This is a genomic window from Microbulbifer maximicatervae (SeqCode) (genome assembly GCF_056231245.1).
This window is the reverse complement of record NZ_CP174334.1, coordinates 3,746,503-3,769,237: the sequence shown is the minus strand read 5'-3', so window position 1 is coordinate 3,769,237 and position 22,735 is coordinate 3,746,503. Positions and strand designations below refer to the sequence as shown.

The window sequence follows — 22,735 nt, the reverse complement described above, 5'->3', positions numbered from 1 at the left end:
CCTGCGGGCACTTCCAAATTAGAGAATGAAGCACAGGAGGCATCGTGTTTTCAGGGTTGTTGCTGGCGCCGCTCGCAAAAGGTTTTTTGACTACCATCAGTTTGATTATGGCGATCGGAGCGCAGAATGCGTTTCTGCTGACGCAGAGTATCCGTCGACAATATCACTTTAGTATCGCGGCTTTATGCGTACTGATGGATATTGCATTGATTACAGGTGGTGTGTTCCTGGTTGCAAATCTCGCACAAGCGGGTGGCGACTGGATGATCTGGCTGACCTGGCTCGGTGCTGCTTTCCTGTTCTCCTACGGTGCCATGGCTTTCCGTTCGGCCTTCACTAATAAAGGTCTTGGAGAGCAAAAAGAGTGGATGAAATCCCGCCGCTCTGCATTGATTACCGCGGTAGCCTTAACCCTGCTTAATCCACACGCGTATGTGGACACGGTTGTACTGATTGGCTCAGTAGGGGCGCAGTATGCTGGCAATGGAACCTGGTTTTTTGTGCTAGGGGCATGTAGTGCATCCCTGCTATGGTTCACCCTTCTTTCAGTGGGTGGCAGTATGATGCAGCCGCTATTTAAGAACCCCAGAACCTGGCAGGTACTCGATGTACTGGTGGGCATTATGATGTGGACCATTGCTATCAGCTTGTTGTGGGCGCAGTAGACACTCAATAATGGCTGCTAAAAATAGCCGTAGACTAATAAGTCTACGGCTATTTTTTTGCTTGCAGGCCCCTAACTTATTCCGATAGTTCTCCACACTAACTTCCCCTTAACATTTCCCCTGACTTGTTTAACCCGCTATTTCGATCACTCAAATAGCGCCCAAATTGCATACAAGGCCTCTCCACCAACCAATAAATGGCTGCCGCTAAAGCGAAGCTAAGTAGTGTTACTGCCACGAGCAACGTGGATAGAGACATACTTGTAAGCCCTTGTCCCCAAGGTTGGCTTATGGCCCAGCTGACGACAAAGACAACGATTAAATGAAACAGGTAAATGGAATAACTGATAGTCCCCAGAGCGGCTAAATGTCGTATTGGCTTTGGTGGAAGTAATACAAAAACGAGGAAGATAGCTAAAGCGATGAAATGAGATGATACAAAGCGGAGGGGAGTTTCGCTGATCGACTTACCTAGTAGGTGCATGGCCATAACGAGTAGTGGTATCGAGAAAGTCGAAACCAGGCCCCAAAGCATATAACGATAACCGCGCCTTGTTTCGTAGCAATACCTGAGTAGGGTTCCGCAGAACATAACTGCGATAGCAAAGGGGAGGTAAGTAGTGGTGGCGGGAAGCTGGGAAATTGGAGTGGATGATTGCCCTAAAAGTTGCATGCTGACAAATACCGATAGTGCCCCCCAGCACACTAAGAATAGATATCTGGGATTCCCTAGTAGTTGAAGGGTGAACATCAGTGCGCAGAGACAGTAAAAAAGCAGCTCTGCAGTGAGAGTCCAATATAGAATCTGAACACTTTCAAACCCCATAAGGCCTTGCAGCATTGTGGTATTGGCAAGAATGGTAGATGCAGAGAATGTTCGGCCAGCGAGCAACCATGTAAGTCCGATAATTGCAGTCAAAGATAACCAGTAAGCAGGATACAAGCGGAAGAAGCGGCGGATAGCAAAGCTCTTAAGAGTATGATTAGATGCAAGAAGACTGTGGGGAATGACAAAGCCGGATATTAGGAAAAAGCAAAGTACACCTATCCGGCCAAAATCCAGTTGACTGATAAATTCAGCCAGTGCCGAGCCGTGCTGGGCGATGGATGGGTTGCGGATAAATACTTCACTACTGTGTTGCCAGACAACCAAAGTTGCAGCTAGCCCCCGTAGCACATCGAGATTAAGAAGGCGTGTGTTCATTACCGATGGACCATACCCTTGGTCAGTGTACTTTCATTCCGCCCAGAATATGATAACTATGCCTCTTGCAAAAGCCTGAGAGCTGAGAATTGTCAAGAAGAAAGGTAATAGTTGTCTGTATTTGCTGTGTACTAGTCTAGACCCAAGCATCTTAGTGATGATTGATTAACGGTAGCGCTATCCATTTTTTTTGAGCCTCTCGACGACTTGATCAATCTCGGCTTTATTCTCCCTGATAAGTCTGTCTGATAAAACTTTTAGCTTATTACTTGCCTTGTAGTCAAACGGGTCAACATATGGATTTACAAGTTCAACATTGAAATAGTTATAATTAATCCGTCCCTCAGGAGTGAGAGATTTCGCAATTTCCAGTGTATATAACTGTTGATTATCCATAGACCTTTGTACGTTTGAAATTAGGTCTTGGATCCAGTTAATTTGCCCCCAGTTTTTTAGGCTTCTATAGTCAGTTTCCGTGGTAGCTAGTGGTTGCGTGCCAGCCCCAAGGACTAGTACATAATAGTTTTTTCCGGGGAACTCCCTGATAATATCACGTAATACAATACTGGTGGGATTGTTAGCGTCTACGCCAGCATCGGCATAATACTGATGATGTATGTCTTGTCCGGTAGTCATAAAATCGACGGGGGGGAATACTGTTTCCGCGCTAGCTGCGGCTGTAACTAATTGGTAGAGTGTATTGGTGGGTAGCTTAGTAATTGCCTCGCCACGATTCTTGAATAATTGAAGCTGGCCCATGTGAATATTGAGGGAGGGGATGATGACGTAGTTTTTCAGGCTCGTAAATTTTAATTTGTCAGTGAAATTTTTTTCCATGGTTTCGCTTAAGCGATCACCGCTAAAGCGGGGGGAGATAAAACCATTAAAGGTTAGTAATTTGTGATACCAAGGTACGGAGAATACGTATCTGCTATCTTTTTTATAAATATTAATGATTTTATCACTTTGAGATTTTAGGTTTTCAGTTCCTGGGTGATCATCTTCAAATGATTCTTGGGTCACATTGAGACCAGTAGCGATGATGGCACCAGTGGATACTCCACTAAAGACATCAAACAATTCATCAATAGGTTTGCCGGTCTGTTCTTCGATATGTTGAATAACATAGAGTGGTATCAAACCACGTATTCCACCGCCATCTATGATAAGGATGTTGATAGTATCTTTGTCTTTAAGGGAAGCATTACTTTTGATGAACTCTTTTGTAACAGGGTGGGCATCAAACCGAATACTTTGGGTCAGTCGGTAATTGTAGACGTACACCAAGCCTAAAAACGCTATGATAATTAGTATGGTGAAGGCTGACGCTAGCCGAAGTTTCATTGATCTGCCTATACTCTAAACCTTAATACAGAGAGTGTGGCAAAGTAGATAAGTTTTATTTCTTTGCGTTATTTAAAAGATACTAAAGGCTGTTTTATTGTCTTGTTTTTGGGTTGTGGCAAGGGATCAAGCAGTATGAGCGGTTTTTATCTGTAAGAGGGGGGCGTAATTTCTATTCTCTGAGGCTCTTACGGGAAATTTCACTATCTTTACAGCGAAAAGCACATAAAGTAATCTGATGACTGAAAGCCCAGGTAGTGAACAGTAATTTAATGGAACTCTCCCAAGTCGGTGGCTGAAGCCTGCACATTTCCCTAGGATTTCAATTTACTGGCTTGATATAAGTATTGGTGGAGCGCTAAATATTATAAGCTGGTCGGCAATCAGGAAACCATTTAGTCTACTGGATGCTGTCTCTGAGTGTGGCTGATACACAAAGTATCCGCAAGGTTGAATGGTTATAAGTTATCAATTAGCTAGTGAATGAAAACCCGCGAGCCTAGCCAAAATTGATTAGAGTGAAAGGGGCCCACCCCGAAGGGTGGGAAATAACTTAATGGGCTTGATGTTCCAATGCGTTTAGGAAAGTTGCAATATCATCTACTTGTTGTGTGCTTAATTTCTGTCCCAATTGGTACCAAGCCATATCGTAAATTGCCTGCTCGATGGTTTCTACACGCCCGTCGTGGAAGTAAGGAGCGCTTCTGCTTACGTCGCGTAACATTGGAACTTTAAACATCATTTTATCGTTTTCAAGGCCTGTAACTTTATAACGACCTAAATCTTCCTGGTATGGATATTGGTTGACCAGCCCCATCTTCTGGTACATGTTTCCACCCAAGGTTGCACCATTGTGGCATGCTGAACAACCAGTGTTGATAAAGGTTTGCAGGCCCTTTAACTCACTTTTTGTCATAGCCTGATCATCACCATTCATAAAATCATCAAAACGATCATTTGTAATCAGTGTGCGCTCAAACGCAGCTATAGCCTCAGCAATATTGTCGTAAGAGATAGCATTCTCTTTACCAAAGGCCTGTTTGAAACTTTCTTGATATTCGGCAATTTTTGAAATCTTTGCCTCAACAGCCTCTTCTGAAGGCATTCCCATCTCTACAGGGTTTAGAATTGGACCTTTGGCCTGTTCCTTCAGGTCCTCTGCGCGACCATCCCAAAATTGAGCCACTTGAAATCCGGAATTCCAGACCGTTGGAGAGTTTCGATCACCCTTGGTACCAGGTAAAGCTCCCGGTGATGTCGCTTCATTGTCGACACCCGAGCCGTTGTAGTTCCCTACTTGATGGCAGCTGTTACAGGACTGGCTATCATTGACTGAAAGCCGTTCGTCCATGAACAGTGTTCTTCCAAGCTCAACCATCGCTGGGGTGTCATTCTCACTGCCTGGCATAGTTTCTGAGAGAGTGCCGAACATAATTTTTGATTGTTGACGTAATTGATTTATATCAACTTCGGCCGTTGCCGATACAGTTGTTGATAGTAAGCTTGCTACCGCTATCAAGCCGCCAATGATTGGAAGCTTGAGATCTCTTTTCGAAAAAATTTTCTTAATCACTTTGGTATCTCTCCCACATCTCAAAAAACAATGACAACTAACCTATTTTTAATCAAAGCTAGGCGGCGACACTATATAGGGAAGCTCGTTCGGCTGATACCATGATTTAACAAAAAAATCCGTGTATTTTTAGAATATCCAGAATCGTTCACAAAATACTTTTTCAGATATTATTCAGAACTCGGACTATACATTGAGTGCACTGGGTTTGGAGAGATTGAAGTCTTGCTATTTGCCTTTGAAAATTGCAGGGCAATTTCTGAGATGGCGAGAAAGCGTAGGGTTTAGGGGATAGCTATCAGTATCTCTAAAGAGAAATGATTCGTATTTCTGCTAGTCGGTTGGTGGAGTAATATTTACTCGAACGATAAATGACTCCATAACTATCTGAATGTGGTTAAATTTTTAGGTAGGACCTTTAGGTTTTAGGAAGCTTTTAATCTTATTGTTATATCTGGTTAACTTTTATATTAGTCTACGTATTCTAAATAGAGGCGTTTCGCTACCTATCAAGCTACCGGGCTTAATAAGAGTCTCCTCGATTATTCCACTGCAAGGGCTGGGCAGCTAAATTGTGTAAGTTCCAAAATCGGCAACGAGTATCGTTTGTCCACCGTAAATTGGATAATCAACACCAACCATGACTTCTACTACCTCACCAAGTTCTTTTGGGCGGACTGAGCCGGACAAAGGTTCTTGTTTGTGCGGAATCGAATCAAAAGAGGGTGCGCGTACGATTCCATCGGATGGAAAGCGTTCTTCCTCTAGGGGTATTCTCTCACCACTTTCAATGGAACTTATACCAAGAGCACCATTTATAAAATCAAGTATGAATTTCCACATATATTTCTAGGCTGTTTAGTGTAATTGCCTATAAATTAACAGGTTATTTTAAATTATTCCCTTATCCAATGATTCAGGGCTGTTGACGGGATAAAGATCCCCGGTGGCTATAGTATTAGGATCATCATCGCGTCTCCAAGTAATATCTTTATCCAAAACGATATCTTAAGCTATTAAACTATATCTACCGTTTAATAGCTTAATTTTCAAGATTTATAGTTTTATACATGTAAATTGATCTGTAGTAGAAATTTAATCCTATTTATCTTTAAACCAAAATTCGATCTCATCGGTTTCGACATCAAATGTCGCAGAGTGTTCTACATGTGCTGGTACATGGTACCACTGTCCAATACCAATCCGTTGGGTGGCACCATTCATGGTGAGTATTAGTTCCCCCTTTGTGATAACGCCATGATTATCTGTGTCATGAGTATGGGGTGGAATGAACGTTCCAGCTGGATATGATGCGAAAAGAACATCACTGTTTTCTGCCTTAAGCTTGTAAGCATCAAAGCGACCATCATAGAGAGGTAATTCCTTAAATTTACTTGGATAACTGCCTGGCATCTCTGCTTCCTTTTTGAGTGCGTATAAATAGCTTTGGGCTAAAGTTCCTGTAGGTAGAGTAAATCACCGCCCTTATAGTTCCAAAACTGTTTTATTATTTTTGGAGTTGCATTTTTGATTTGTTCCTAGGGATCCTCTGATCAACGAAGCATTTTTCCAGAATTAAGCTGAGCTGCTTGAAAAATTCACTTTATTACGCACAAACGCGTAATTTTCGCGTAATAGTCCCCTAATTTTTCATCTGAAACCCTCAATAGGTGGGTTTCAGGCGAACCACCCCTAGGCAGCCAAGTATTTTCTCCCTATTAATAAGTTGGTAAAGCCTGCCAGTAAGCACAGCCTCTCAGTATTTTTTACCAGTCCCCGATAGCGGACCTTGTCATAACCAAATACCCGTTTGATGTAGCGGAAGGGGTGCTCGACCTTCGCTCTTATCTGCGCCTTGATCTTTTCCGCTTTACGGAGTGCATCACGCCCTGGAAGAGTTTTTAGCTTGCTCGGCTTCATTGCTATATACCAATCCGCCTCCCGCTCTTTCAACTCTTCACGTTTCTCCGCACCAATGTACCCAGAGTCTCCCCAGATTCTTTTCTCCTCCCCGTGGAGAACTCGCTCTGTGGTTGTGACATCATGCGAATTCGCTGCTGTTGTATCTATGCTATGTATTACTCCGAGCACATCATCAACCCCGATATGCATTTTCATCCCAAAATGCCACTGATTGCCTTTCTTTGTTTGATGCATTTCCGGGTCACGTTCTTTCTTTTCATTCTTAGTTGAAGTTGGCGCAGAGATAATAGTGGCATCTACAATCGTGCCTTCACGCAGTACCATCCCATTCTCAGCAAGGTGTTTGTTGATTTCATCAAAAAGAGCTGCACCTAGCTGATTGAGCTCCAGTAAGTGGCGAAAGTTAAGAATCGTTGTTTCATCGGGAATTGGGCTACTCAAAGTCAATCCAGCAAAACTACGCATGGATTCAATTTCATACAGTGCATCTTCCATAGCGGGATCACTGAGATTGTAAAATAGCTGCATGCAATGAATACGAAGCATGACACTCAATGGATATGGCTGTCGGCCACGTTTACCTTGTGGGTAACAAGGAGTGATCTGAGCTTCTAGTCGCTGCCATGGGACGAGGGTTTCCATTTGAGAAAGAAACTTCTCTCGGCGAGTTATACGACGCTTTAGCTTATATTCTGCTTCGGCAAAGGTGACTTGGTGCATGATTCATCGTAGTCTTGATGGGTAGGTGAATATTACCAAATTGACTCAGAATTATTCAGAGGTTCCCTAGATTCCCATAACAACCGACACACTTGGCAATAGCGAGGGAGGCCAGCTGGCTGTAGGCTAGTAAGCTTCCACACAAACAAGCCATGAACCTCATGGGAACCCGTACCAACCAGCTGAGCTTAAAAGAACGATACCAGAATGAGGCTCTTAACGGGCAGAGCTATTCAGCTCGAACCATTGCACAACACCTCCATAGATCCAATAAGACCATCTCTCGCGAGCTTGGTCGTTACAGCCCCTACTGTGCCGAGAGTACCTATCGTCAGGCACTGCAATGGTGGCACGGAGCTCTTAAGCACACCAAGCTCGACTTTGCCATGCAGGTACAAATCGACTTCCAGCTAAAAAAATGCAAGCCCTGAACAAATCGCTGGGCGAATGCGGCTTGAACGGTGTACTAAAGCGGTTAGCTGTTCAACAATTTACCGCTGGACCCGTCGACTTAACTGGAGGTCACGTCTGCCAAGGAAAACCAAATCCTATTGTAAACGGGCAAGTTCTGAGGCAGGCGTAAAGCTTTTTCCAGAGCGCATAGATATTTCTGATTCGCGCTGCTGACTTTAATTAATTATCAAGTATATATCCCAGTAGCCGTTGGATTGTGGACATGTCAAGACAAGTCCGCTTTTTAGGTTCACTCAAATGGTTTTAGGCGCTCCATAAGAAGATTGCGGATATCTTCCATTGATTTTTTTGCAGCATCATCAGCAGAGTTCATTGCGATTAGAAAAATTATGTTGTGCTTCGGCATGATATGTGCCTCGGTGAGCCAATAGAGGTTACTACCGGTGTGTGTAAGCAGCAATAACTCTGGATCGTAAAATGCCCCCCAGCCCAGTGCGTAATTACCATTTACGGGTGAGTGTAGTTTGCGATAAGTTTCGGACTTCAATAATTTACCGCGGCCATGTACGCCATTGAGTTGGTCTTCTGCGAAGAGTGTCCAATCTTTAAGAGAAATATTGATTGTGCCGGCAGGGCCGAGCGCTTGAGGATTATCACTTTGTATGTCAGCGGGATCGAGTGGTACGAGCTTGCCCCACCAGGTTTTTTTATGACCGCGCGGTTGGTCCAACTTGCTAGAGGATCCGGGCGCAGCAAATCCAGCATTTTTTATGCCGAGCGGAGTAAAGACCTGTTCCTTGATGAGATCCTCCCAAGTCTTGCCTGTTCGTGCCTCGGCGATGGCACCCGCTATAATGTAACCGAGATTGGAGTATTTAAATGAACCAGTTGCGGATGTAGGTTGCATTGCAAGGTAACTGCGTGCAACAGCAATACGTTGCGCCCGAATACTGGGTACTGACTCAATTAAGTCTTCAAATTGAGGAAATTCACTATCGTCGGTCAGAGATGGTAAGCCTGCGGTATGACTGAGCAATTGCGTGATCGTAATATTGCGGTAAGCGGGATCCATATTTTTTGCGAAAGCGGGAAAAGAATCAGCGAGTGTATCCTCAAATCGCATGACACCTTGCTCAACTAAGCGTGCGATCATTGTTGCCGTTAGCGCCTTGGTATTCGATCCAATATGCCAACGATCATCGATAGTGGCTGGTTCCATATGACCATGTGCACGAAAACCGTCTGCAGCTATAGCAGCGGTCTTGCCATCGATTTGAATCAGCGCGGCGACGGCTGGAAGATCGTTTTTGTTACGTGCTGTGGTAAGTGTCTGCTCGAGAAATGTCTGCAGCGCTTCGTCTGCACGTACAGCAACGGTTACTGCTAAGAGTGCGATTGTAAGAAAAATCTTTGAAATAATTTTTGTGTGCCGACTATGCATCATGATAAGCCTGTATTAAAAGTAACTTGAAAACTGAGTCAGATCTTAGTTGCCGCTAAAAGTAGTACGAAATTTCGAGGTTATTGGCGTACTACTTCGATTTCTGACTGGATCGTTTTGTTTAAGTTCCTAAAAAGTATGTAATTGTGAGGGGGAAATTCTATCCGGAAAACTATTAGGGGTAATTTATACTGTAATCATGATATTTATAACCTTCTAATACCAAGAAGCTGTTTGTACAAAGCTTGTAAAAGAAGTTGAGGGTATGAATAGGATAAAAAGCATTTGATAGAGTGTCTTTTAAAAAAATATCAAATAATTCATTTAAGTCATGCATTTATAAGATTATTGGAAATAGTAAATTGTTGATGGTCTGCTATATCTAAACCAGATAAGCCGCAGTAGTAAATACCTGCATACAACCCTAAGGGTCTTCTAGAACTTTTCATATTGATAGATTTTAAGAGTGGGGAAGCCAGCTGCCCGAAGGCAGCACTAAAAAGTAATTGCTCAGTCTAAGCCCAGTTCTTGCTCAATTTGGGCTTTGCGCCAAACGGATAGTCAGAAGGTAGTTTTGGTTCTTTGGTGTTATCAGCAATGATGGCACGTTTCATACTGGGTCAGGCTAAAACGGCCAAAATTTTCGGAGCGATCACCTGAAAGACCTTGGGCGGGCCTATCAGAATTACTTATACTGCTCTAAGGTAGTTTTCGATGAGGTTTAAACAAAATGACCTTACGATGGAGGTATTTTATCTCTCTTATTTTTAAATTTAATAAGTGGAATTAGCTTGAAGTCTTCATTCAGAGCCTGAATTTTCCTAATCCTGTCACAGCGAAATACCCGAATATCCTCACGGAGCTTGTCCCAGGCTAGGATGTACCATACGGGATAACTAAGAAAGAGGTAATGGGGTTCAATAGTTCGTAGTGTTTCTTTTCCGCTTTCGTCACAGTAGGTGATCTTTATGCGTTGAAGCATTAAGAAAGCTTGGTGGAGCTTCTCGACAGTTTTACGCTTTGGAGTTAAGAAATTTGAGAGCACAACCTCGGAAGCCGAGTTTCCGATGATGATACGTGCCTTTATACCATTCACTTTACTTTTCATGGACGATGAAAAGGAAGCCATTACCTTGTGGCGGATGCTACTTAGGTGTGCCATAAAGAGGGGGGACTTCATCTGTTCAGCAATAGCCAAACTGATCATCAGGTCAACAGCCTCTGTATAGTTTAAGTTGACACGACCAACGCCCCAGCGCTGGTCCAAACGGATTCCACCACCGCGTCCCACATCCGTTTCAATCGGCAAGCCTCGGCTTCTCAACACCTCTATATCTCGATTCAGCGTCCGAATGCTAACGCCCACTTCCTTGGCAATTTCACCAATCGTGATGGGTTCGTCCGACTTTAATCGGGCGGTGATAACTTCAAGTCTATCTATTCGTGAGAGGGTAGATGTGCGCATAGTTATCAAAATATGCCATATAGTGTCATATTTATCCATAACCTACACCTCGTTCGGTGATATTGAATGATTACAAATTGATTGGAGGTTTTGGGTATATGGCGAAGGCAACTATTGGACGGTGTATTTTAGGTATCTTAGCCCTGTTTTTTATGGGGACTGGATTGGTGCTTATGATTAGTCCATCTGTCATGCTGGCCCACACATTTATCGGGCCTATTGATTCTGTGAGTGGGCTATCGAGTATTCGCTCTCTTTGGGGTGGGACAACAATCGCAATTTGGGCAATGGTTCTTCTTGGAGCGATAAGATATAACGTGGACTATATTATGGTTGGATTTATTGCATTGATGTTGGTTCTAGTTGGCCGATTAGTAGGCTATTTTATTGATGGATCTTATCCAGAACTTATCCCTACAGTGGTCCCAACAATTGTAGCTACTGTCATTATGATAATTGCTTGCAAGCTCATGGCACATACTACGGATGCTTAAATGTCGTTATAAGTGCAATCTAACCAAATTAAAGATAACAAGTTCTAGTTTGCTTAATTTGCAATCTATTTTGGATAGGGGTACTTAAAAAACAAATTTTCATATTGAAGTGATTTGCATTGTAGGAAATACTGAGATGCGCAGGCAGAATATCTTAATAGGTATTCTGCCTGAGCCTATTTTTTACCTAACATAATCGATATAGATATTGAGGAATAGGATAGTGTAGAATAAGTTGTATTTTACATCTATATTGAAAACAAAACGGTTAACTAGGAAGTGATTGGTTAATTTAAAGAATAAATTATCTGGTTAGTACTTTATTTTTGACGCTGAAGGAATAGTAATGTCAAAAGATCCAAAGCTCATTGCTGAGCAGCTTAGAAAACCATCTGGTACATTGGCTTCAGAAACCGCGCAGCAAATGAACAAAGCGAATGAAGCAACGAATCTTACCGCTTTAACAGCCCTCAATGTGGTAGATGGTGATTCTGTTCTAGAAATTGGTCCGGGCAATGGCAAATTTGCAGTCGACGTAATTCGTAAGGGATCTTGTGTCCGCTATACCGGTATTGATTGGTCGAGCGATATGGTTGCAACCGCAAAGGGTCTAAATTTTGAATATATAGAGTCGGGGCAAATGGATTTTTTAGTTGGTAGCTCAGAAAGTCTGCCGTTTGCCGATAAACAGTTCGATAAGGTTCTAGCCGTACACACAATATACTTTTGGGACACCCTCAAAACTCATCTAGCAGAGATCTCCAGAGTACTAGCGACTAAAGGAAAGTTATGCCTGGCTTTTGGCGATAAATCTTTTATGCAAAATCTACCGTTCACTCAATATGGATTCAGGCTGTTTGATGAAAGTGATATTTGTGCCCAATTATCTGACGCTGGATTTAAAGTTGTATCCCGCGGGAAGCATAGTGAGTATGGAGAAAGTAATACAGGGCAGCTTGTGGAGAAGAAAATTAATATAATTGTGTGTGAGCTGAATCCATAAGCAATTGCCAATCTTTGAAAATTGTGTCTTTCCGAAGAACACTTTTTATTTTGACTGATTAAATAGAAGTTCTGGATTGAATTAACTCCCTATCTTCTAGTGATTACTCCCCTATCGATCGTATGTAGCTGCATATACTCAGTCATTTGTCAGAGATTACAAAACTGCGGAAGTAAACGGTTCAGGTAGCTCTAGCGTATGTTAGAGCTACTAAGAGTCCGGGGGTATAGCCTTGGCGCTTACATAGTCCTGCAACTACAACGGTGCTTCAGCCGAGGAAGCTAGGGAGCCTCTGAATAACTCCGTAATGCCTCTGCGGGCCTTGAAGGCTGCAGATGTTAGGCGCAGCTCGCCGGGAATGGCCGTAGCCCTTTGCAAGAGCTGCAACGCAGCAGCTGTGGCCTTCAAGGACCGCCCTTTGGGGCTTGCAGAGCGATTCACACTCCGCGTTGCGACTTCTTGAAAGGTCTAGACATTCCTGCGAAGCCGCGCCTTGATTGTGAACCGCTCTGCATGCCAGAGGTGTCACGGAGTTATTCAGAGGCTCCCTAGAGCTACAATGATCAAGATCTAGTTACATCAATACTAGAAAGCTCCAGCTCACTCACCGGGTACCCCTTTATGCCTATGAATCTCGCGCAGAAACTTATCCAAAGCCACCTTGTGAGTGGATCAATGGAGCCTGGCAGCCCAATAGAGATAAAGATAGATCAGACGCTAGCTCAGGATGGGACGGGAACACTTATCATGTTGGAGCTTGAGGCACTTGGTTTGTCTCAAATCAAGACCGAGCTTTCAGCACAATATGTAGACCATAACCTGTTACAGACGGACTTTAAAAACGCCGACGATCATATATTCCTGCAAAGTGCCTGTCGTAAATTTGGAATTTGGTTCTCGCGGCCCGGTAATGGTGTCAGCCATCCAGTACAGATGGCTTGTTTCGATGTGCCTGGTAAGACATTACTTGGCGCCGATAGCCATACTTGTGCAGCGGGTTCTATGGGGATGCTGGCGATTGGAGCCGGTGGCCTACAGGTAGCAATGGCTATCGCAGGCGTCCCCTTTGCACTGAAAATGCCCAAAATACTCGGTGTGAAGCTCGAAGGTGAGCTGCCGCCATGGATTAGCGCTAAGAACATCATTCTGGAAATGTTGCGTCGGCAGACCGTCAAGGGCTGTGTCAACAAGATTGTTGAGTATCACGGCCCAGGTCTAGCCCATTTGACTGCGATGGATCGCCATGTGATCGCCAACATGGGGCAGGAGATGGGTACCACTACCAGCGTCTTTCCTGCGGATGAGGCTGTGAGAGCTTTCCTTAGACAGCAGCATCGTGAAAGTGACTTTGTCGAGATGAAGGCTGATGAAGGCGCGAGTTACGACGAAGAAGATACTATTGATTTATCAACTCTCGAGCCGCTAATTGCTTGCCCATCAAGCCCAGACAAAGTTGTGACGGTCCGAGAAGTGGCGGGCCGTTCGATCTACCAGAGCTATATAGGCTCTTCTGCCAACCCTGGATTGAGAGATTTTGCGATACCGGCACGTATGGTTTCAGGTCGCCGAATAGCCGATGACGTTTCCTTTGACATTAACCCGACCTCACGTCAGTTGCTCGAAGAACTCAGTCGGAGCGGCGATCTAACAAAATTGCTTCAAGCTGGAGCTCGTTTGCATCAGACAGGATGCGGCGGCTGTATTGGCATGGGGCAGGCTCCCGCCAGTGGTGGTATCAGCCTACGTACAGTCCCTCGCAACTTCCCCGGCCGCTCCGGCACCGCAGATGACCAAGTCTATTTATGCAGCCCCGAAGTAGCCACTGCCAGTGCGTTGAGAGGGGTGATCACCGACCCTCGTGACCTGGATATGGACTACCCCAGCTTCCATGAGCCGGAATATCTACCTGATATACGTCCGTTATTACAGCCACCTCAAGAAATCCCAGTAGCAGTGGAGTTAATTAAAGGGCCAAATATCAAGCCCCTTCCTGATTTCGAAAAGCTACCGAAAATTTTAACTGGCCCATTATTGCTGAAAGCAGGGGACAATGTTTCCACAGATGAAATATTACCTGCTGGAGCAGAAATCTTACCGCTACGCTCAAATATCCCCGCCATCAGCCGCTATACATTTTCACGAATCGATGAATCATTTTACGATCGGGCAGTGAAGCTCAATGGAGACTGTTTTGTTGTCGGTGGTGAGAATTATGGACAAGGCTCCAGCCGTGAGCATGCGGCGGTATCTTCACGTTTTCTTGGGGTGAGGTGCATAATTGCAAAAAGTATGGCCCGTATACACCGGCGTAATCTTATTAACTTCGGTGTGCTGCCATTGCTATTTGAAGATTTTGATGATTACGATCGGCTTGAGCAGGGTGTAGCTCTGGAAATTGACAGCCCAATTGCACAGATAAAGTTAAGCAATTCAATTAAGTTGATTATTAAATCATCTGGAGATTGTATTAACTTACGGAGTGATCTGGCTAAGGACGAAATTGAAGTACTTGAAGCCGGAGGTATGATTAACCAGGTTCGAGAAAAATACCTAAGCTCTGATAAGTAGTATGACTTTCTGTGCCTGTAATTTGATAAAGCCAGCGCTGGTCCCGATCAGTAGCATTACTGATACCTATGGCTTCCTTGGTTGTTGACTAATATAGTAGCTATTTCTTCCAGCTCTTTATCAAAATACTCTGCATTCCTCTCTCCCGCTTTTTTTAACATCTTCAGGTTTTCTGGTGTCGCATTGTCCATGGCTGAGTCAGCAGCGTAAAGCTTTGGTTGTATCCGGTAGTAATTTGAATTCTCTACGGTAGAAGAAATTTGCTTCATATAGTAATGAACCATTTGCGAGCTTCCATTTACGGCGATATCAATGGCGGGCCTTGCCCAATTGAGTATTCCCCAATCTTTAACCTCCTTGTATTTGTATCCTGAAAGTTGCCTGCCAGTACCCAGAGATACAATAACCATATCCTTCATCCCAGAGACCCCGCTGAATTTGATGGCTTCGGAGTAGGCGCATAAAGCAGGATCACTGGCTACCATGCCGCCATCAATTAAGACATATTTATTGTTGGATGGGGGGAGTGAAAAGATGCGTGCTGGCTCAAAATAGGTTGGTACCGCGGTGCTTCCCAGTAGAAGGTCTTTAACCAGAAAGTCTTCACTCTTTACTATAGCACAATGTTGCCTAAAAATGACTTGCTCCCGCTTTTTGATATCATAGGAAACAAAGCAGCAGGGCTTTAATAGATTACTAAGTTTCATTTTCCCAAAGAATTGCGATAAAACCCTATCCAACTCCATGGAACAGTACTTTTCCTCCTTCAATATCTTTAACTTTTCTAGAAAAGGCCATGAACCTGAGCCAAATACCTTCTCGCCTTCCTTAAGGTAGAGGCTGACAGCATCCTGGGCAGAAAATTTTGGTTTTCCTTGCTTGTTAGGGCAGATGTAGGCGGCACCTAATATTGCTCCGGTACTTGTTCCGGCCATCAGGTCGAAGTACTCGCCTATCCTGGCGTCAGGATTGCCTGATTTCACCTTTAACTTGTGCTCAAGGGACACTAGTATCTGGCCTGGCAAGATCCCCCGGATTCCTCCACCATCGATAGAAAGGATTCTGATAGCCATTGCTGATGCCCTCTGGCTCCGTAGATTGTACGCGACCCTAGAAACATAGCATTTGGTAATAGGGGTAATCCTTCATATACCCTGAATACCATTAAAAAATCTCATAATATCAATAAGTTAGGCGCATCTATCACCATGCTGAGTTTATTAATATGGTTAAGGTAAAGAAACTCATATAAGGATTGACAGGCATGGGAATTAGCGGGTCTCTGAGCTGACGCCTAAAGTTCAATGGCTAGAGTGTCGTGGAGTTAATCGGAATACAAAAGTAGCTTTTTACGTAACGCTGATTACTTTTCACGGGTGCAGCCGTTTGAAGTCTCTATGGTATATTGGGCTACTCTCAAGCTATTTTTGTAAGTGATGCTTGCAATACAAACCGTATCACCTGGGTGTAGGTTCATATCGCTGCCCACATCAATCACCTTGCGATTCTTCAGCTCTACCGGATATTGGTATTTTGGTATGTGAGCGGCATTGGAACCACCAATGTAAAATTTTGATTTGATTGTACCATTTGCTTTACAACCTTCTCGGTGTTACTGGCAAGATTAATAACATGAAGTAACACCAGTAATAGAAGGAGAACTATTAGGCTAAATCCTTTCCACTCCCTAAAGTGAAATAATAGAATCTTAAGTGTTCTCATTGAGAATATATAAATTAGTCCTTAATTTTCAGAGTCAATTATATTTAGGAGAAAATTTGCAGTTCTACTAAAGTCCCTTTCCACATAGGGAGCAACACTTAGTCCATTCCAGCGCTGAACGGTCCTTTTTTGGCCTCCATAGGCAGCCTCAATATAAACGGTCTCCCCATCGAGCCCCAAAGGGCATTTATTAGGTTCGGAGGAATCTATTTTCGTTGATAATTTTGGAGGCTTGGCACAGTACAAATCAATTAATCTATCATAACTTTCTAATTTAAAGAGGTTGAGATCCTTAAATTGGGAAACCATGTCCTTGTACTGGGATAACGATAGAGGATATTTACCATTTACATCTAGTGTCCCGTCATGGCGTTGGTAAACCGTTGTTATCTTGGCTTGTCCGAATGATGGAGCAAAAACAATACGAAATCCTGCAACATACTCAGGACTTAGGCCGCATAGTAGCTGAGCATTGAATTTTTTGAGCTGATTTTTATAGCGATCTGAGTCTCCGTCGCTAGTACAATTTATACCTCCTGCAAAAACTGCTGCGGGGATAAGTGTAATCAAGAGTACCAATATACGCATAAAATCTCTAAACGGTACCATTTAGTTTTTCTAGTTTTTGACTATGGGGATTGTGAGGGAATCTTATAGATCACATACTGACGCCCACGATAGTCGATACCTTCTGAAAGGTAAAGCCATCTTGATACGGCGACTTTAACGGGGATATCCCATGCTTTATCAGATGAACCTTCGATCTTTATTTCCCCAGGAACAAGACCTCCTCCTTCAGACGTCGTTTTCTCCACTAGTCTAAAGGACACGACTACGCATACGGGTAAGTTCCTGTTAGTGCCTAGTGGACGCAGTGGTGCGACCTTTATTACTGGGTTGGCTTTAGATTCAGGAATGTTGAGATTTAATTTAGGGCAATTATTTACATCCGCTCTTGCTATAGAAGCCATAGAGAATAGGGTCAAAATTATAACTAATGAGTTCTTCATTTGTTGACGCCTTGAGCCTTACTAAGGTGTTATTAGATAGTATAAAAGCCAATAATAGACTTGTCTGTTGACTAATAGCATAGGTATTTGTTCTAAAATCACATAAGTGACTAGATGGTTATTTTGAGCGAAATTTTTTTAAGGCCACTGAACACCAGTTAGTAGCCTTGGTAGTTATTGCAGTAATAACCTATCTTCAATTGGAGTGAATTTGCTCGCCGCATTAATTAATGCTCCAGCCGTCAATTCCGGAACACCATATACTTCAACTTTCTTGCCTCTATCTAACCTGAGCTTATGGGCGAGAATGTCAAAGTCGCCATCTCCTGACACTAAAATCACTGTATCTACCGAGCTTGAATATTCCATAGCATCAATAGTTATGCCCACATCCCAGTCGCCCTTGGCTGAGCCGTCGGATCTCTGGGTGAAGGGCTTTAACTTCACTTCGAAACCAATCGACCTTAAGATGTTTTGAAATTCATACTGTTTTCTATCACCACGGTCGATTGCGTAAGCTATGGCTTTAACAACTTTTTTACCCCCTGTCACCTCCCGCCAAAACTTGTTGTAATCAAAGTTTCGTTTATAGATTTGTCGACATGTGTAATAAACATTTTGCACATCAACAAATATGGCAACCTTTTCCATTTGGGAATCCAGTTATTATAAAATTCTGAAATTGACAGTGAAGTTATGATCTGCCTGCACCAGGGTGGATGCATTAAGCCACTAGTTTTACATACTTAAGCGATGATTGTCAGCCAAATTTAGAGGTGAGGAACATCTCGGCAACAAAGCCAATTTATCAGTAGCTGATGAGTTGTATCGAGATATATAGTGTTGGGCAGTGGCCTTATGAAGTAGCATGTCTCGCTTATATGCACATGCTATCCCCAGATGGCCACTTTACAGTGGGTATCCTACCGTGAACGCCTTCTTTGCGGGATTCTGTGTGGATAATCAGAAAGGGAATTTTCTAGAGAAATGGATACTAAGTAGCGGATTGTTGTTCCAGCCAGTTTAAAATCACTTGATTGGTTTCTTCCGGTCTTTCCTGTTGAATCCAATGGCCGCAATTAAGGTTCACCTCATCTACATTGGGAACGAAATCTTTGATATCTGGAGACCTAGGTATCAAATCATGATCGCCGTAAATCATAAGGGTCGGCTTTTGGATAACTAGGTCTACATCTGCCAAGATGTGCCAATTGCGATCCAGGTTTCTATACCAATTTATGCTACTTGTAAAACCCGTTTTTTCAAATGCGGAAACGAATACAGCCAGTTCACTATCATTCAGCAAGGGGGCACCAAGCGGTGATACTGCTCTTGCGAGATTGATCATTACCATACCAGGCTCCGGCGGTGTAGGAGGTACGTTTTTACGGAGCAAATTGCGAAGGAACTGGGCAGCGTTCTTGTCTAACACTGCGTCCGCAACACCTGGCTGCCTATTGAAGTGCACAAAATAATAATCGCTCCCAAGGAGTTCCTCCATAATCTCGATCCAAGGTTTTTCTGTTCGGGCTTGATAGGGCAGTGCGAGGTTTATAATTTTATTAACACGGCTTGGATGTAATAGCGCTATTCCCCAAACGACCATTGCACCCCAATCATGACCGATGAAGGTTGCATCTTGGTATCCGTAGTGATCCAGAAGTGCAGCTAGATCGCCGGTTAATTGTTCGATGTCATAGCTGGTTACTTCCGTTGGGCAGGATGAGTTGCCATAGCCTCGCTGATTGGGAACGATAACGTGGTAGCCCGCTGCGGCGAGAGCGGGTATTTGGTGGCGCCAGGAAAAGGCATGTTCCGGCCATCCGTGACAAAGCACAACGGGGTTTCCTGTGTTCTGTTGGCCCGCTTCAAAGACCTCCAGCTCTATGCCATTCACTGAGATAAGAGTAGGTGTGGGGAAATCGGGTATTCTAGACAATTTACTTCCTCTTTTTTGGGGAGGCCTTGAGAGCTGCTGTTTACCAGCAGGCTCCGCTCTCTATCCTTAAGGGTTGTTCCAACTTCAACATCCCTTTGCTGGATCGTGAGTGCATAGGCTAGAATCTAATGGTGCCAAAAACTGTCACCATTTATTAATGTCTGTGTAAAATGAATGTACGTCTCCGACAAGACGCCATAGTGCGAAGCCTTCGGCGAAAGGGCACTTTGACGATTGCCGATTTAGCCGCTGAAGTTGGCGCATCCAGGCGCACCGTGCTGCGTGATATCAGCTCGTTGCGGGATGAGGGCTTTGTTATCCGTTCTGAACCTGGCCCTGGGGGCGGCCTGCAACTTGATCCGCAATCGGTTCAAACCACAGCTCGGCTCTCGGTCGCTGAGATTTTTGCGTTGCTTATCAGCGTTGCATCCGTGCGTGCAGCAGGGAGTTTGCCCTTTTCGGATCTTGCGGATGCCGGGCTGGCAAAAATAGAGAAGGCTTTACCCGTTGATAAGGTGCGTGATTTACGCAGGTTTATGGATTGCCTGTACATCGGTAAGCTTTCGCCGGAGGTAGACGTATCTAATGTCGGAGAGATGTCGCCCTTACTACTGCCTACATTTGAAACGGCTTTTCTTCAGCGACTATACCTGAGCTTCCAATATCGTGATGCAAAAGGGGCAGTAACTAGCCGTGTTGTTGAACCGCAAGCTATGTTGATCTTGCCACCCTTATGGTATCTGGTAGCTTGGGACCCTGCTCGCAATGACTTTCGCCATTTTCGAATGGATCGAATTAGCCAGCCGGAATACCTTCAGGATAAGAAGTTTCGAAGACGACATATAGTCTTCGAAGATGGCGTATCTCCAATTCGTGATAATCCCAAAGTTTCAAAATGATTGGGTTCTTGACGGTAAGTATGATTGCTCCCGCGAAAGGCCAATAATTGGTGGCAGTGTAACCCATTAGCTTACTCGACTCTGCCCCCAATAATTGGTCCAGATTTTCCGCTCACAGATTTTACTTGCCTATCTTCTGTTCCCCCTGGATACGGTTATAAATTTCTTCGCGGTGAACCGCTAAAGATTTGGGGGCTTTTATTCCTACTTGTACTTGATTGCCTTTAACGTTCAATACAGTGATTGAGACATTAGCCCCAATTCTGAGGTTTTGGCCAATTCGGCGAGTCAAAATCAACATATGTTATTCCCTAATGATACTCAAACCATGGGTAGCCTTTCCGCAATGGGAAAGCTGTGAAAGAAAGTTGAAGAGTGAATGCGGGGTGGGGCACGGGAACGGTAGGCATAAAAGTAGAAAAGACGGACACAACGCTGCCAGAACCTGAGTGATTGCCTCAAGTTACTGAATGTGCTCCACTTTATTGAAGACGAGCGGGTTTCTAGCGTATCATCCATACAGCCATCTTGATAGGTTGCTTATCAATTTGGTTAGCTGGCCCCTGGTGTTGGTAGCACCTTGGGTCAGCGACTTTTACTTACTTTTATGTCACGCTACCGTTCTCCTTTGAGGGAATAGGCTATTTATAAAGCTCTTCAATATTTTGCATTCGACTTGCTCACAAATAACGCTGCTTAGCAGCGATCAAAATATCGAGAAATATTCAGTTACCTTACGCAGTTTTGTTACTGAAAACAATCTGAATAAATTCCAATAAGGTCATTTCTGCGCCTATCTTTTTAGCTGTATTTGCAATTTTAAAATATGTTAGCTGCTGTTGGAGCTTGATATTGTTGGGCCATAGTCGGTCGAGATTGAATTGATCAAAACAACTTAAATCAATAGTCTAAATCATAAATGTTGCTTTTTATTCTTGTTAACACGTAGGTGTCTTAGTTCAAGGATGGTTTTTATTTTTCTGTTTTATTTGTAGGGTTTCTTATCGCAATAAATATGGTTGTGAATTAAGATTAACGAAATTTTACAAATTGAAGTGATCTAGCTCTGCGTTAGGTTACAGTGCTGCAGGATGTGGAGTAGGTGCTTCAGCTGTTGAGTTAAAAGTTATAATCTAGACAGTATTGAAACTTATAAACATTTAAAATATAGACGGTATGAGTACACAAGATATAGAAAGCCGGCTTCTGGGCATCAAACAACAACTTAAACGGCTGAGTGGTTTGGATCAGGATTGTTCTCTCTTTGGTGCAGAGCGCTGGAAATATAACTTCCGTCGGTTTTCGGAGGAAGAAGTTAACGGTATCGAGAAACAGTACAACATTTCTTTACCGCAGGAGTTTCGAGCCTTTCTTCTTGAGATTGGTTTTGGGGCTGCGGATTCTTATGGTGCTAACGTAGAGGGTCTTCCGCACTACTACCAGGATGATGAAGATGAATATCCGATGTCAGCAGGCACCATTGATATTGCAGAAATAGGCTGTGGTATTGAATTTATGTTAGTTATTAACGGTGCTCATAGGGGAGAGGTATGGGTTACTCAGAGTTACCGTGAGCCACAGTTTTGGTCTAGTAGCTATCTTAACTGGTATGAAGACTGGCTGGCTAAAAGCCTAGAGAGCTTCGAGGTACCGCAAAACCCTCCTAAAGGCTGACTACCCAAGCATTCCCCAAATACTCCTGGTAGCTAGCAGGATACACATTGTTCTACGACAACCCCTCTGCTTCTCCCTTGCATTGAGTTGAGCGGTGTAGCCTATGTACTACTCACCGGTGTTCCCTCACCTTAAGCCTTGTTAATCATTTTTTGATCAAAAAAATAGATCGCTGATCGTTTCTTATACAGTCTATGGCTTGTCCCAGCACTTTATACGACTGGGTTGCCAATACACAGGAAGTGTATATCTGCGGCTATGGCGTAAACGGTGATTACCCTCGTACCAAACTCCTTGATAACACTGGTAATTTCGCGTGCAGAAGGGCGATATGGGCGGAGTGGGCTCTGGCCTGGCGGCAATAGTGACTTGACAGTTCCTGAACCTTTTACCGTATACTGTATGCATGTACAGTATCTTGAGTGGAGGTAGCAATGGGAGCCAGAAGTATCACTATTGACGGGGAGCCGATCCGGATCTGCCGTTACCGATCGGGTTATAACAACCGGCCAATGTACGCTATCTGTATCCTTAACTATACAAAATACGTACGCAGCTTTTCGGTATCAGTAGAGATGAATCTACGCGAGGAGTTAGAGCTGACCCTGGCGCAAATGCGAGGAGTTGAGCGAAGTATAAATTGGATGGAAGTATCAGCTTAGGAATGTAAGGACTTA

General features: G+C 43.8%; 21 protein-coding genes. 8 read left to right on the top strand and 13 right to left on the bottom strand.

Annotated elements, in window-relative coordinates; translation table 11 throughout:
• Positions 1 to 44 precede the first annotated feature (44 nt).
• Positions 45 to 665 (top strand): LysE/ArgO family amino acid transporter, encoded by a 621-nt coding sequence (locus ACJJIS_RS16540; RefSeq protein ID WP_282933969.1) that lies wholly within the window; start codon positions 45 to 47, stop codon positions 663 to 665.
• 97 nt (positions 666 to 762) lie between these two features.
• Here ACJJIS_RS16540 and ACJJIS_RS16535 read toward each other — a convergent pair whose 3' ends face one another.
• The 6 genes from ACJJIS_RS16535 to ACJJIS_RS16510 form a co-directional block, all read right to left on the bottom strand.
• Positions 763 to 1,869, bottom strand: coding sequence for an acyltransferase family protein (locus ACJJIS_RS16535; protein ID WP_475708588.1), 1,107 nt, complete (start codon positions 1,867 to 1,869; stop codon positions 763 to 765).
• A 177-nt stretch (positions 1,870 to 2,046) separates the two neighbouring features.
• Positions 2,047 to 3,213, bottom strand: a complete 1,167-nt coding sequence (locus ACJJIS_RS16530; RefSeq protein WP_444935106.1) for a patatin-like phospholipase family protein — start codon at positions 3,211 to 3,213, stop codon at positions 2,047 to 2,049.
• Between the two features lie 553 nt (positions 3,214 to 3,766).
• Positions 3,767 to 4,786, bottom strand: a complete 1,020-nt coding sequence (locus ACJJIS_RS16525) for a cytochrome-c peroxidase (protein WP_475708587.1) — start codon at positions 4,784 to 4,786, stop codon at positions 3,767 to 3,769.
• A 567-nt stretch (positions 4,787 to 5,353) separates the two neighbouring features.
• Positions 5,354 to 5,629, bottom strand: a complete 276-nt coding sequence (locus ACJJIS_RS16520; RefSeq protein ID WP_475708586.1) for a hypothetical protein — start codon at positions 5,627 to 5,629, stop codon at positions 5,354 to 5,356.
• A 258-nt stretch (positions 5,630 to 5,887) separates the two neighbouring features.
• The gene (locus ACJJIS_RS16515) at positions 5,888 to 6,199 is read right to left on the bottom strand and encodes a cupin domain-containing protein (protein ID WP_475708585.1); all 312 of its coding nucleotides are present in this window, start codon (positions 6,197 to 6,199) and stop codon (positions 5,888 to 5,890) included.
• A gap of 279 nt (positions 6,200 to 6,478) precedes the next feature.
• Positions 6,479 to 7,429, bottom strand: a complete 951-nt coding sequence (locus tag ACJJIS_RS16510) for an IS5 family transposase (RefSeq protein ID WP_444959510.1) — start codon at positions 7,427 to 7,429, stop codon at positions 6,479 to 6,481.
• A gap of 152 nt (positions 7,430 to 7,581) precedes the next feature.
• On the opposite strand from ACJJIS_RS16510, the gene ACJJIS_RS16505 reads away from it, so the two are divergent.
• On the top strand, positions 7,582 to 7,860 hold the full coding sequence (locus ACJJIS_RS16505; RefSeq protein WP_475708584.1) for a helix-turn-helix domain-containing protein: 279 nt from the start codon (positions 7,582 to 7,584) through the stop codon (positions 7,858 to 7,860).
• A 272-nt stretch (positions 7,861 to 8,132) separates the two neighbouring features.
• Here the strand turns inward: ACJJIS_RS16505 and ACJJIS_RS16500 are convergent, their stop codons facing one another.
• Positions 8,133 to 9,287, bottom strand: coding sequence for a serine hydrolase domain-containing protein (locus tag ACJJIS_RS16500; RefSeq protein WP_475708583.1), 1,155 nt, complete (start codon positions 9,285 to 9,287; stop codon positions 8,133 to 8,135).
• Between the two features lie 733 nt (positions 9,288 to 10,020).
• Entirely contained in the window at positions 10,021 to 10,788 is a 768-nt protein-coding gene (locus ACJJIS_RS16495; RefSeq protein ID WP_475708582.1) for a helix-turn-helix transcriptional regulator, read from the bottom strand.
• Between the two features lie 59 nt (positions 10,789 to 10,847).
• Between ACJJIS_RS16495 and ACJJIS_RS16490 the strand changes: the two genes are divergently transcribed.
• The 3 genes from ACJJIS_RS16490 to ACJJIS_RS16480 all read left to right on the top strand — a co-directional run bounded on the left by ACJJIS_RS16490 (position 10,848) and on the right by ACJJIS_RS16480 (position 14,814).
• The gene (locus ACJJIS_RS16490) at positions 10,848 to 11,243 is read left to right on the top strand and encodes a DUF4345 family protein (protein ID WP_445363467.1); all 396 of its coding nucleotides are present in this window, start codon (positions 10,848 to 10,850) and stop codon (positions 11,241 to 11,243) included.
• Between the two features lie 346 nt (positions 11,244 to 11,589).
• Positions 11,590 to 12,246, top strand: a complete 657-nt coding sequence (locus ACJJIS_RS16485) for a class I SAM-dependent methyltransferase (protein ID WP_475708581.1) — start codon at positions 11,590 to 11,592, stop codon at positions 12,244 to 12,246.
• Between the two features lie 621 nt (positions 12,247 to 12,867).
• Positions 12,868 to 14,814 carry an aconitate hydratase gene (locus ACJJIS_RS16480; protein WP_444935114.1) on the top strand — a complete coding sequence of 649 codons (1,947 nt, stop codon included), beginning with the start codon at positions 12,868 to 12,870 and terminating at the stop codon, positions 14,812 to 14,814.
• A 56-nt stretch (positions 14,815 to 14,870) separates the two neighbouring features.
• Here the strand turns inward: ACJJIS_RS16480 and ACJJIS_RS16475 are convergent, their stop codons facing one another.
• From ACJJIS_RS16475 to ACJJIS_RS16460, 4 genes are all read right to left on the bottom strand, one after another.
• Positions 14,871 to 15,887: a patatin-like phospholipase family protein gene (locus ACJJIS_RS16475; protein ID WP_475708580.1), complete on the bottom strand. Its 1,017-nt coding sequence runs from the start codon at positions 15,885 to 15,887 to the stop codon at positions 14,871 to 14,873.
• A gap of 670 nt (positions 15,888 to 16,557) precedes the next feature.
• The gene (locus ACJJIS_RS16470; protein ID WP_444935116.1) at positions 16,558 to 17,124 is read right to left on the bottom strand and encodes a hypothetical protein; all 567 of its coding nucleotides are present in this window, start codon (positions 17,122 to 17,124) and stop codon (positions 16,558 to 16,560) included.
• 596 nt (positions 17,125 to 17,720) lie between these two features.
• On the bottom strand, positions 17,721 to 18,197 hold the full coding sequence (locus ACJJIS_RS16465) for a LabA-like NYN domain-containing protein (RefSeq protein ID WP_475708579.1): 477 nt from the start codon (positions 18,195 to 18,197) through the stop codon (positions 17,721 to 17,723).
• A gap of 343 nt (positions 18,198 to 18,540) precedes the next feature.
• A complete protein-coding gene (locus tag ACJJIS_RS16460; protein WP_475708578.1) occupies positions 18,541 to 19,485 on the bottom strand; it encodes an alpha/beta fold hydrolase in 945 nt (314 codons plus the stop codon).
• A 170-nt stretch (positions 19,486 to 19,655) separates the two neighbouring features.
• Here ACJJIS_RS16460 and ACJJIS_RS16455 point away from each other — a divergent pair, with 170 nt between their 5' ends.
• Entirely contained in the window at positions 19,656 to 20,384 is a 729-nt protein-coding gene (locus ACJJIS_RS16455; protein ID WP_444935119.1) for a helix-turn-helix transcriptional regulator, read from the top strand.
• Positions 20,385 to 20,505: 121 nt separating this feature from the next.
• Here the strand turns inward: ACJJIS_RS16455 and csrA are convergent, their stop codons facing one another.
• Positions 20,506 to 20,685 (bottom strand): carbon storage regulator CsrA, encoded by a 180-nt coding sequence (csrA, locus tag ACJJIS_RS16450; protein WP_475708577.1) that lies wholly within the window; start codon positions 20,683 to 20,685, stop codon positions 20,506 to 20,508.
• Positions 20,686 to 21,560: 875 nt separating this feature from the next.
• On the opposite strand from csrA, the gene ACJJIS_RS16445 reads away from it, so the two are divergent.
• On the top strand, positions 21,561 to 22,058 hold the full coding sequence (locus ACJJIS_RS16445; protein ID WP_475708576.1) for an SMI1/KNR4 family protein: 498 nt from the start codon (positions 21,561 to 21,563) through the stop codon (positions 22,056 to 22,058).
• Between the two features lie 434 nt (positions 22,059 to 22,492).
• Complete coding sequence (locus ACJJIS_RS16440; RefSeq protein WP_413664682.1) at positions 22,493 to 22,720, top strand: hypothetical protein; 228 nt, start codon at positions 22,493 to 22,495, stop codon at positions 22,718 to 22,720.
• Positions 22,721 to 22,735 lie beyond the last annotated feature (15 nt).

Bases quoted from the DNA above. Each gene is read 5' to 3' on its own strand.
- ACJJIS_RS16535 (WP_475708588.1), bottom strand. From the start codon at position 1,869: ATGAACACACGCCTTCTTAATCTCGATGTGCTACGGGGGCTAGCTGCA.
- ACJJIS_RS16530 (WP_444935106.1), bottom strand. From the start codon at position 3,213: ATGAAACTTCGGCTAGCGTCAGCCTTCACCATACTAATTATCATAGCG.
- ACJJIS_RS16520 (WP_475708586.1), bottom strand. From the start codon at position 5,629: ATGTGGAAATTCATACTTGATTTTATAAATGGTGCTCTTGGTATAAGT.
- ACJJIS_RS16515 (WP_475708585.1), bottom strand. From the start codon at position 6,199: ATGCCAGGCAGTTATCCAAGTAAATTTAAGGAATTACCTCTCTATGAT.
- ACJJIS_RS16510 (WP_444959510.1), bottom strand. From the start codon at position 7,429: ATGCACCAAGTCACCTTTGCCGAAGCAGAATATAAGCTAAAGCGTCGT.
- ACJJIS_RS16505 (WP_475708584.1), top strand. From the start codon at position 7,582: ATGAACCTCATGGGAACCCGTACCAACCAGCTGAGCTTAAAAGAACGA.
- ACJJIS_RS16500 (WP_475708583.1), bottom strand. From the start codon at position 9,287: ATGATGCATAGTCGGCACACAAAAATTATTTCAAAGATTTTTCTTACA.
- ACJJIS_RS16495 (WP_475708582.1), bottom strand. From the start codon at position 10,788: ATGGATAAATATGACACTATATGGCATATTTTGATAACTATGCGCACA.
- ACJJIS_RS16490 (WP_445363467.1), top strand. From the start codon at position 10,848: ATGGCGAAGGCAACTATTGGACGGTGTATTTTAGGTATCTTAGCCCTG.
- ACJJIS_RS16485 (WP_475708581.1), top strand. From the start codon at position 11,590: ATGTCAAAAGATCCAAAGCTCATTGCTGAGCAGCTTAGAAAACCATCT.
- ACJJIS_RS16480 (WP_444935114.1), top strand. From the start codon at position 12,868: ATGCCTATGAATCTCGCGCAGAAACTTATCCAAAGCCACCTTGTGAGT.
- ACJJIS_RS16475 (WP_475708580.1), bottom strand. From the start codon at position 15,887: ATGGCTATCAGAATCCTTTCTATCGATGGTGGAGGAATCCGGGGGATC.
- ACJJIS_RS16470 (WP_444935116.1), bottom strand. From the start codon at position 17,124: ATGCGTATATTGGTACTCTTGATTACACTTATCCCCGCAGCAGTTTTT.
- ACJJIS_RS16465 (WP_475708579.1), bottom strand. From the start codon at position 18,197: ATGGAAAAGGTTGCCATATTTGTTGATGTGCAAAATGTTTATTACACA.
- ACJJIS_RS16455 (WP_444935119.1), top strand. From the start codon at position 19,656: ATGAATGTACGTCTCCGACAAGACGCCATAGTGCGAAGCCTTCGGCGA.
- csrA (WP_475708577.1), bottom strand. From the start codon at position 20,685: ATGTTGATTTTGACTCGCCGAATTGGCCAAAACCTCAGAATTGGGGCT.
- ACJJIS_RS16445 (WP_475708576.1), top strand. From the start codon at position 21,561: ATGAGTACACAAGATATAGAAAGCCGGCTTCTGGGCATCAAACAACAA.
- ACJJIS_RS16440 (WP_413664682.1), top strand. From the start codon at position 22,493: ATGGGAGCCAGAAGTATCACTATTGACGGGGAGCCGATCCGGATCTGC.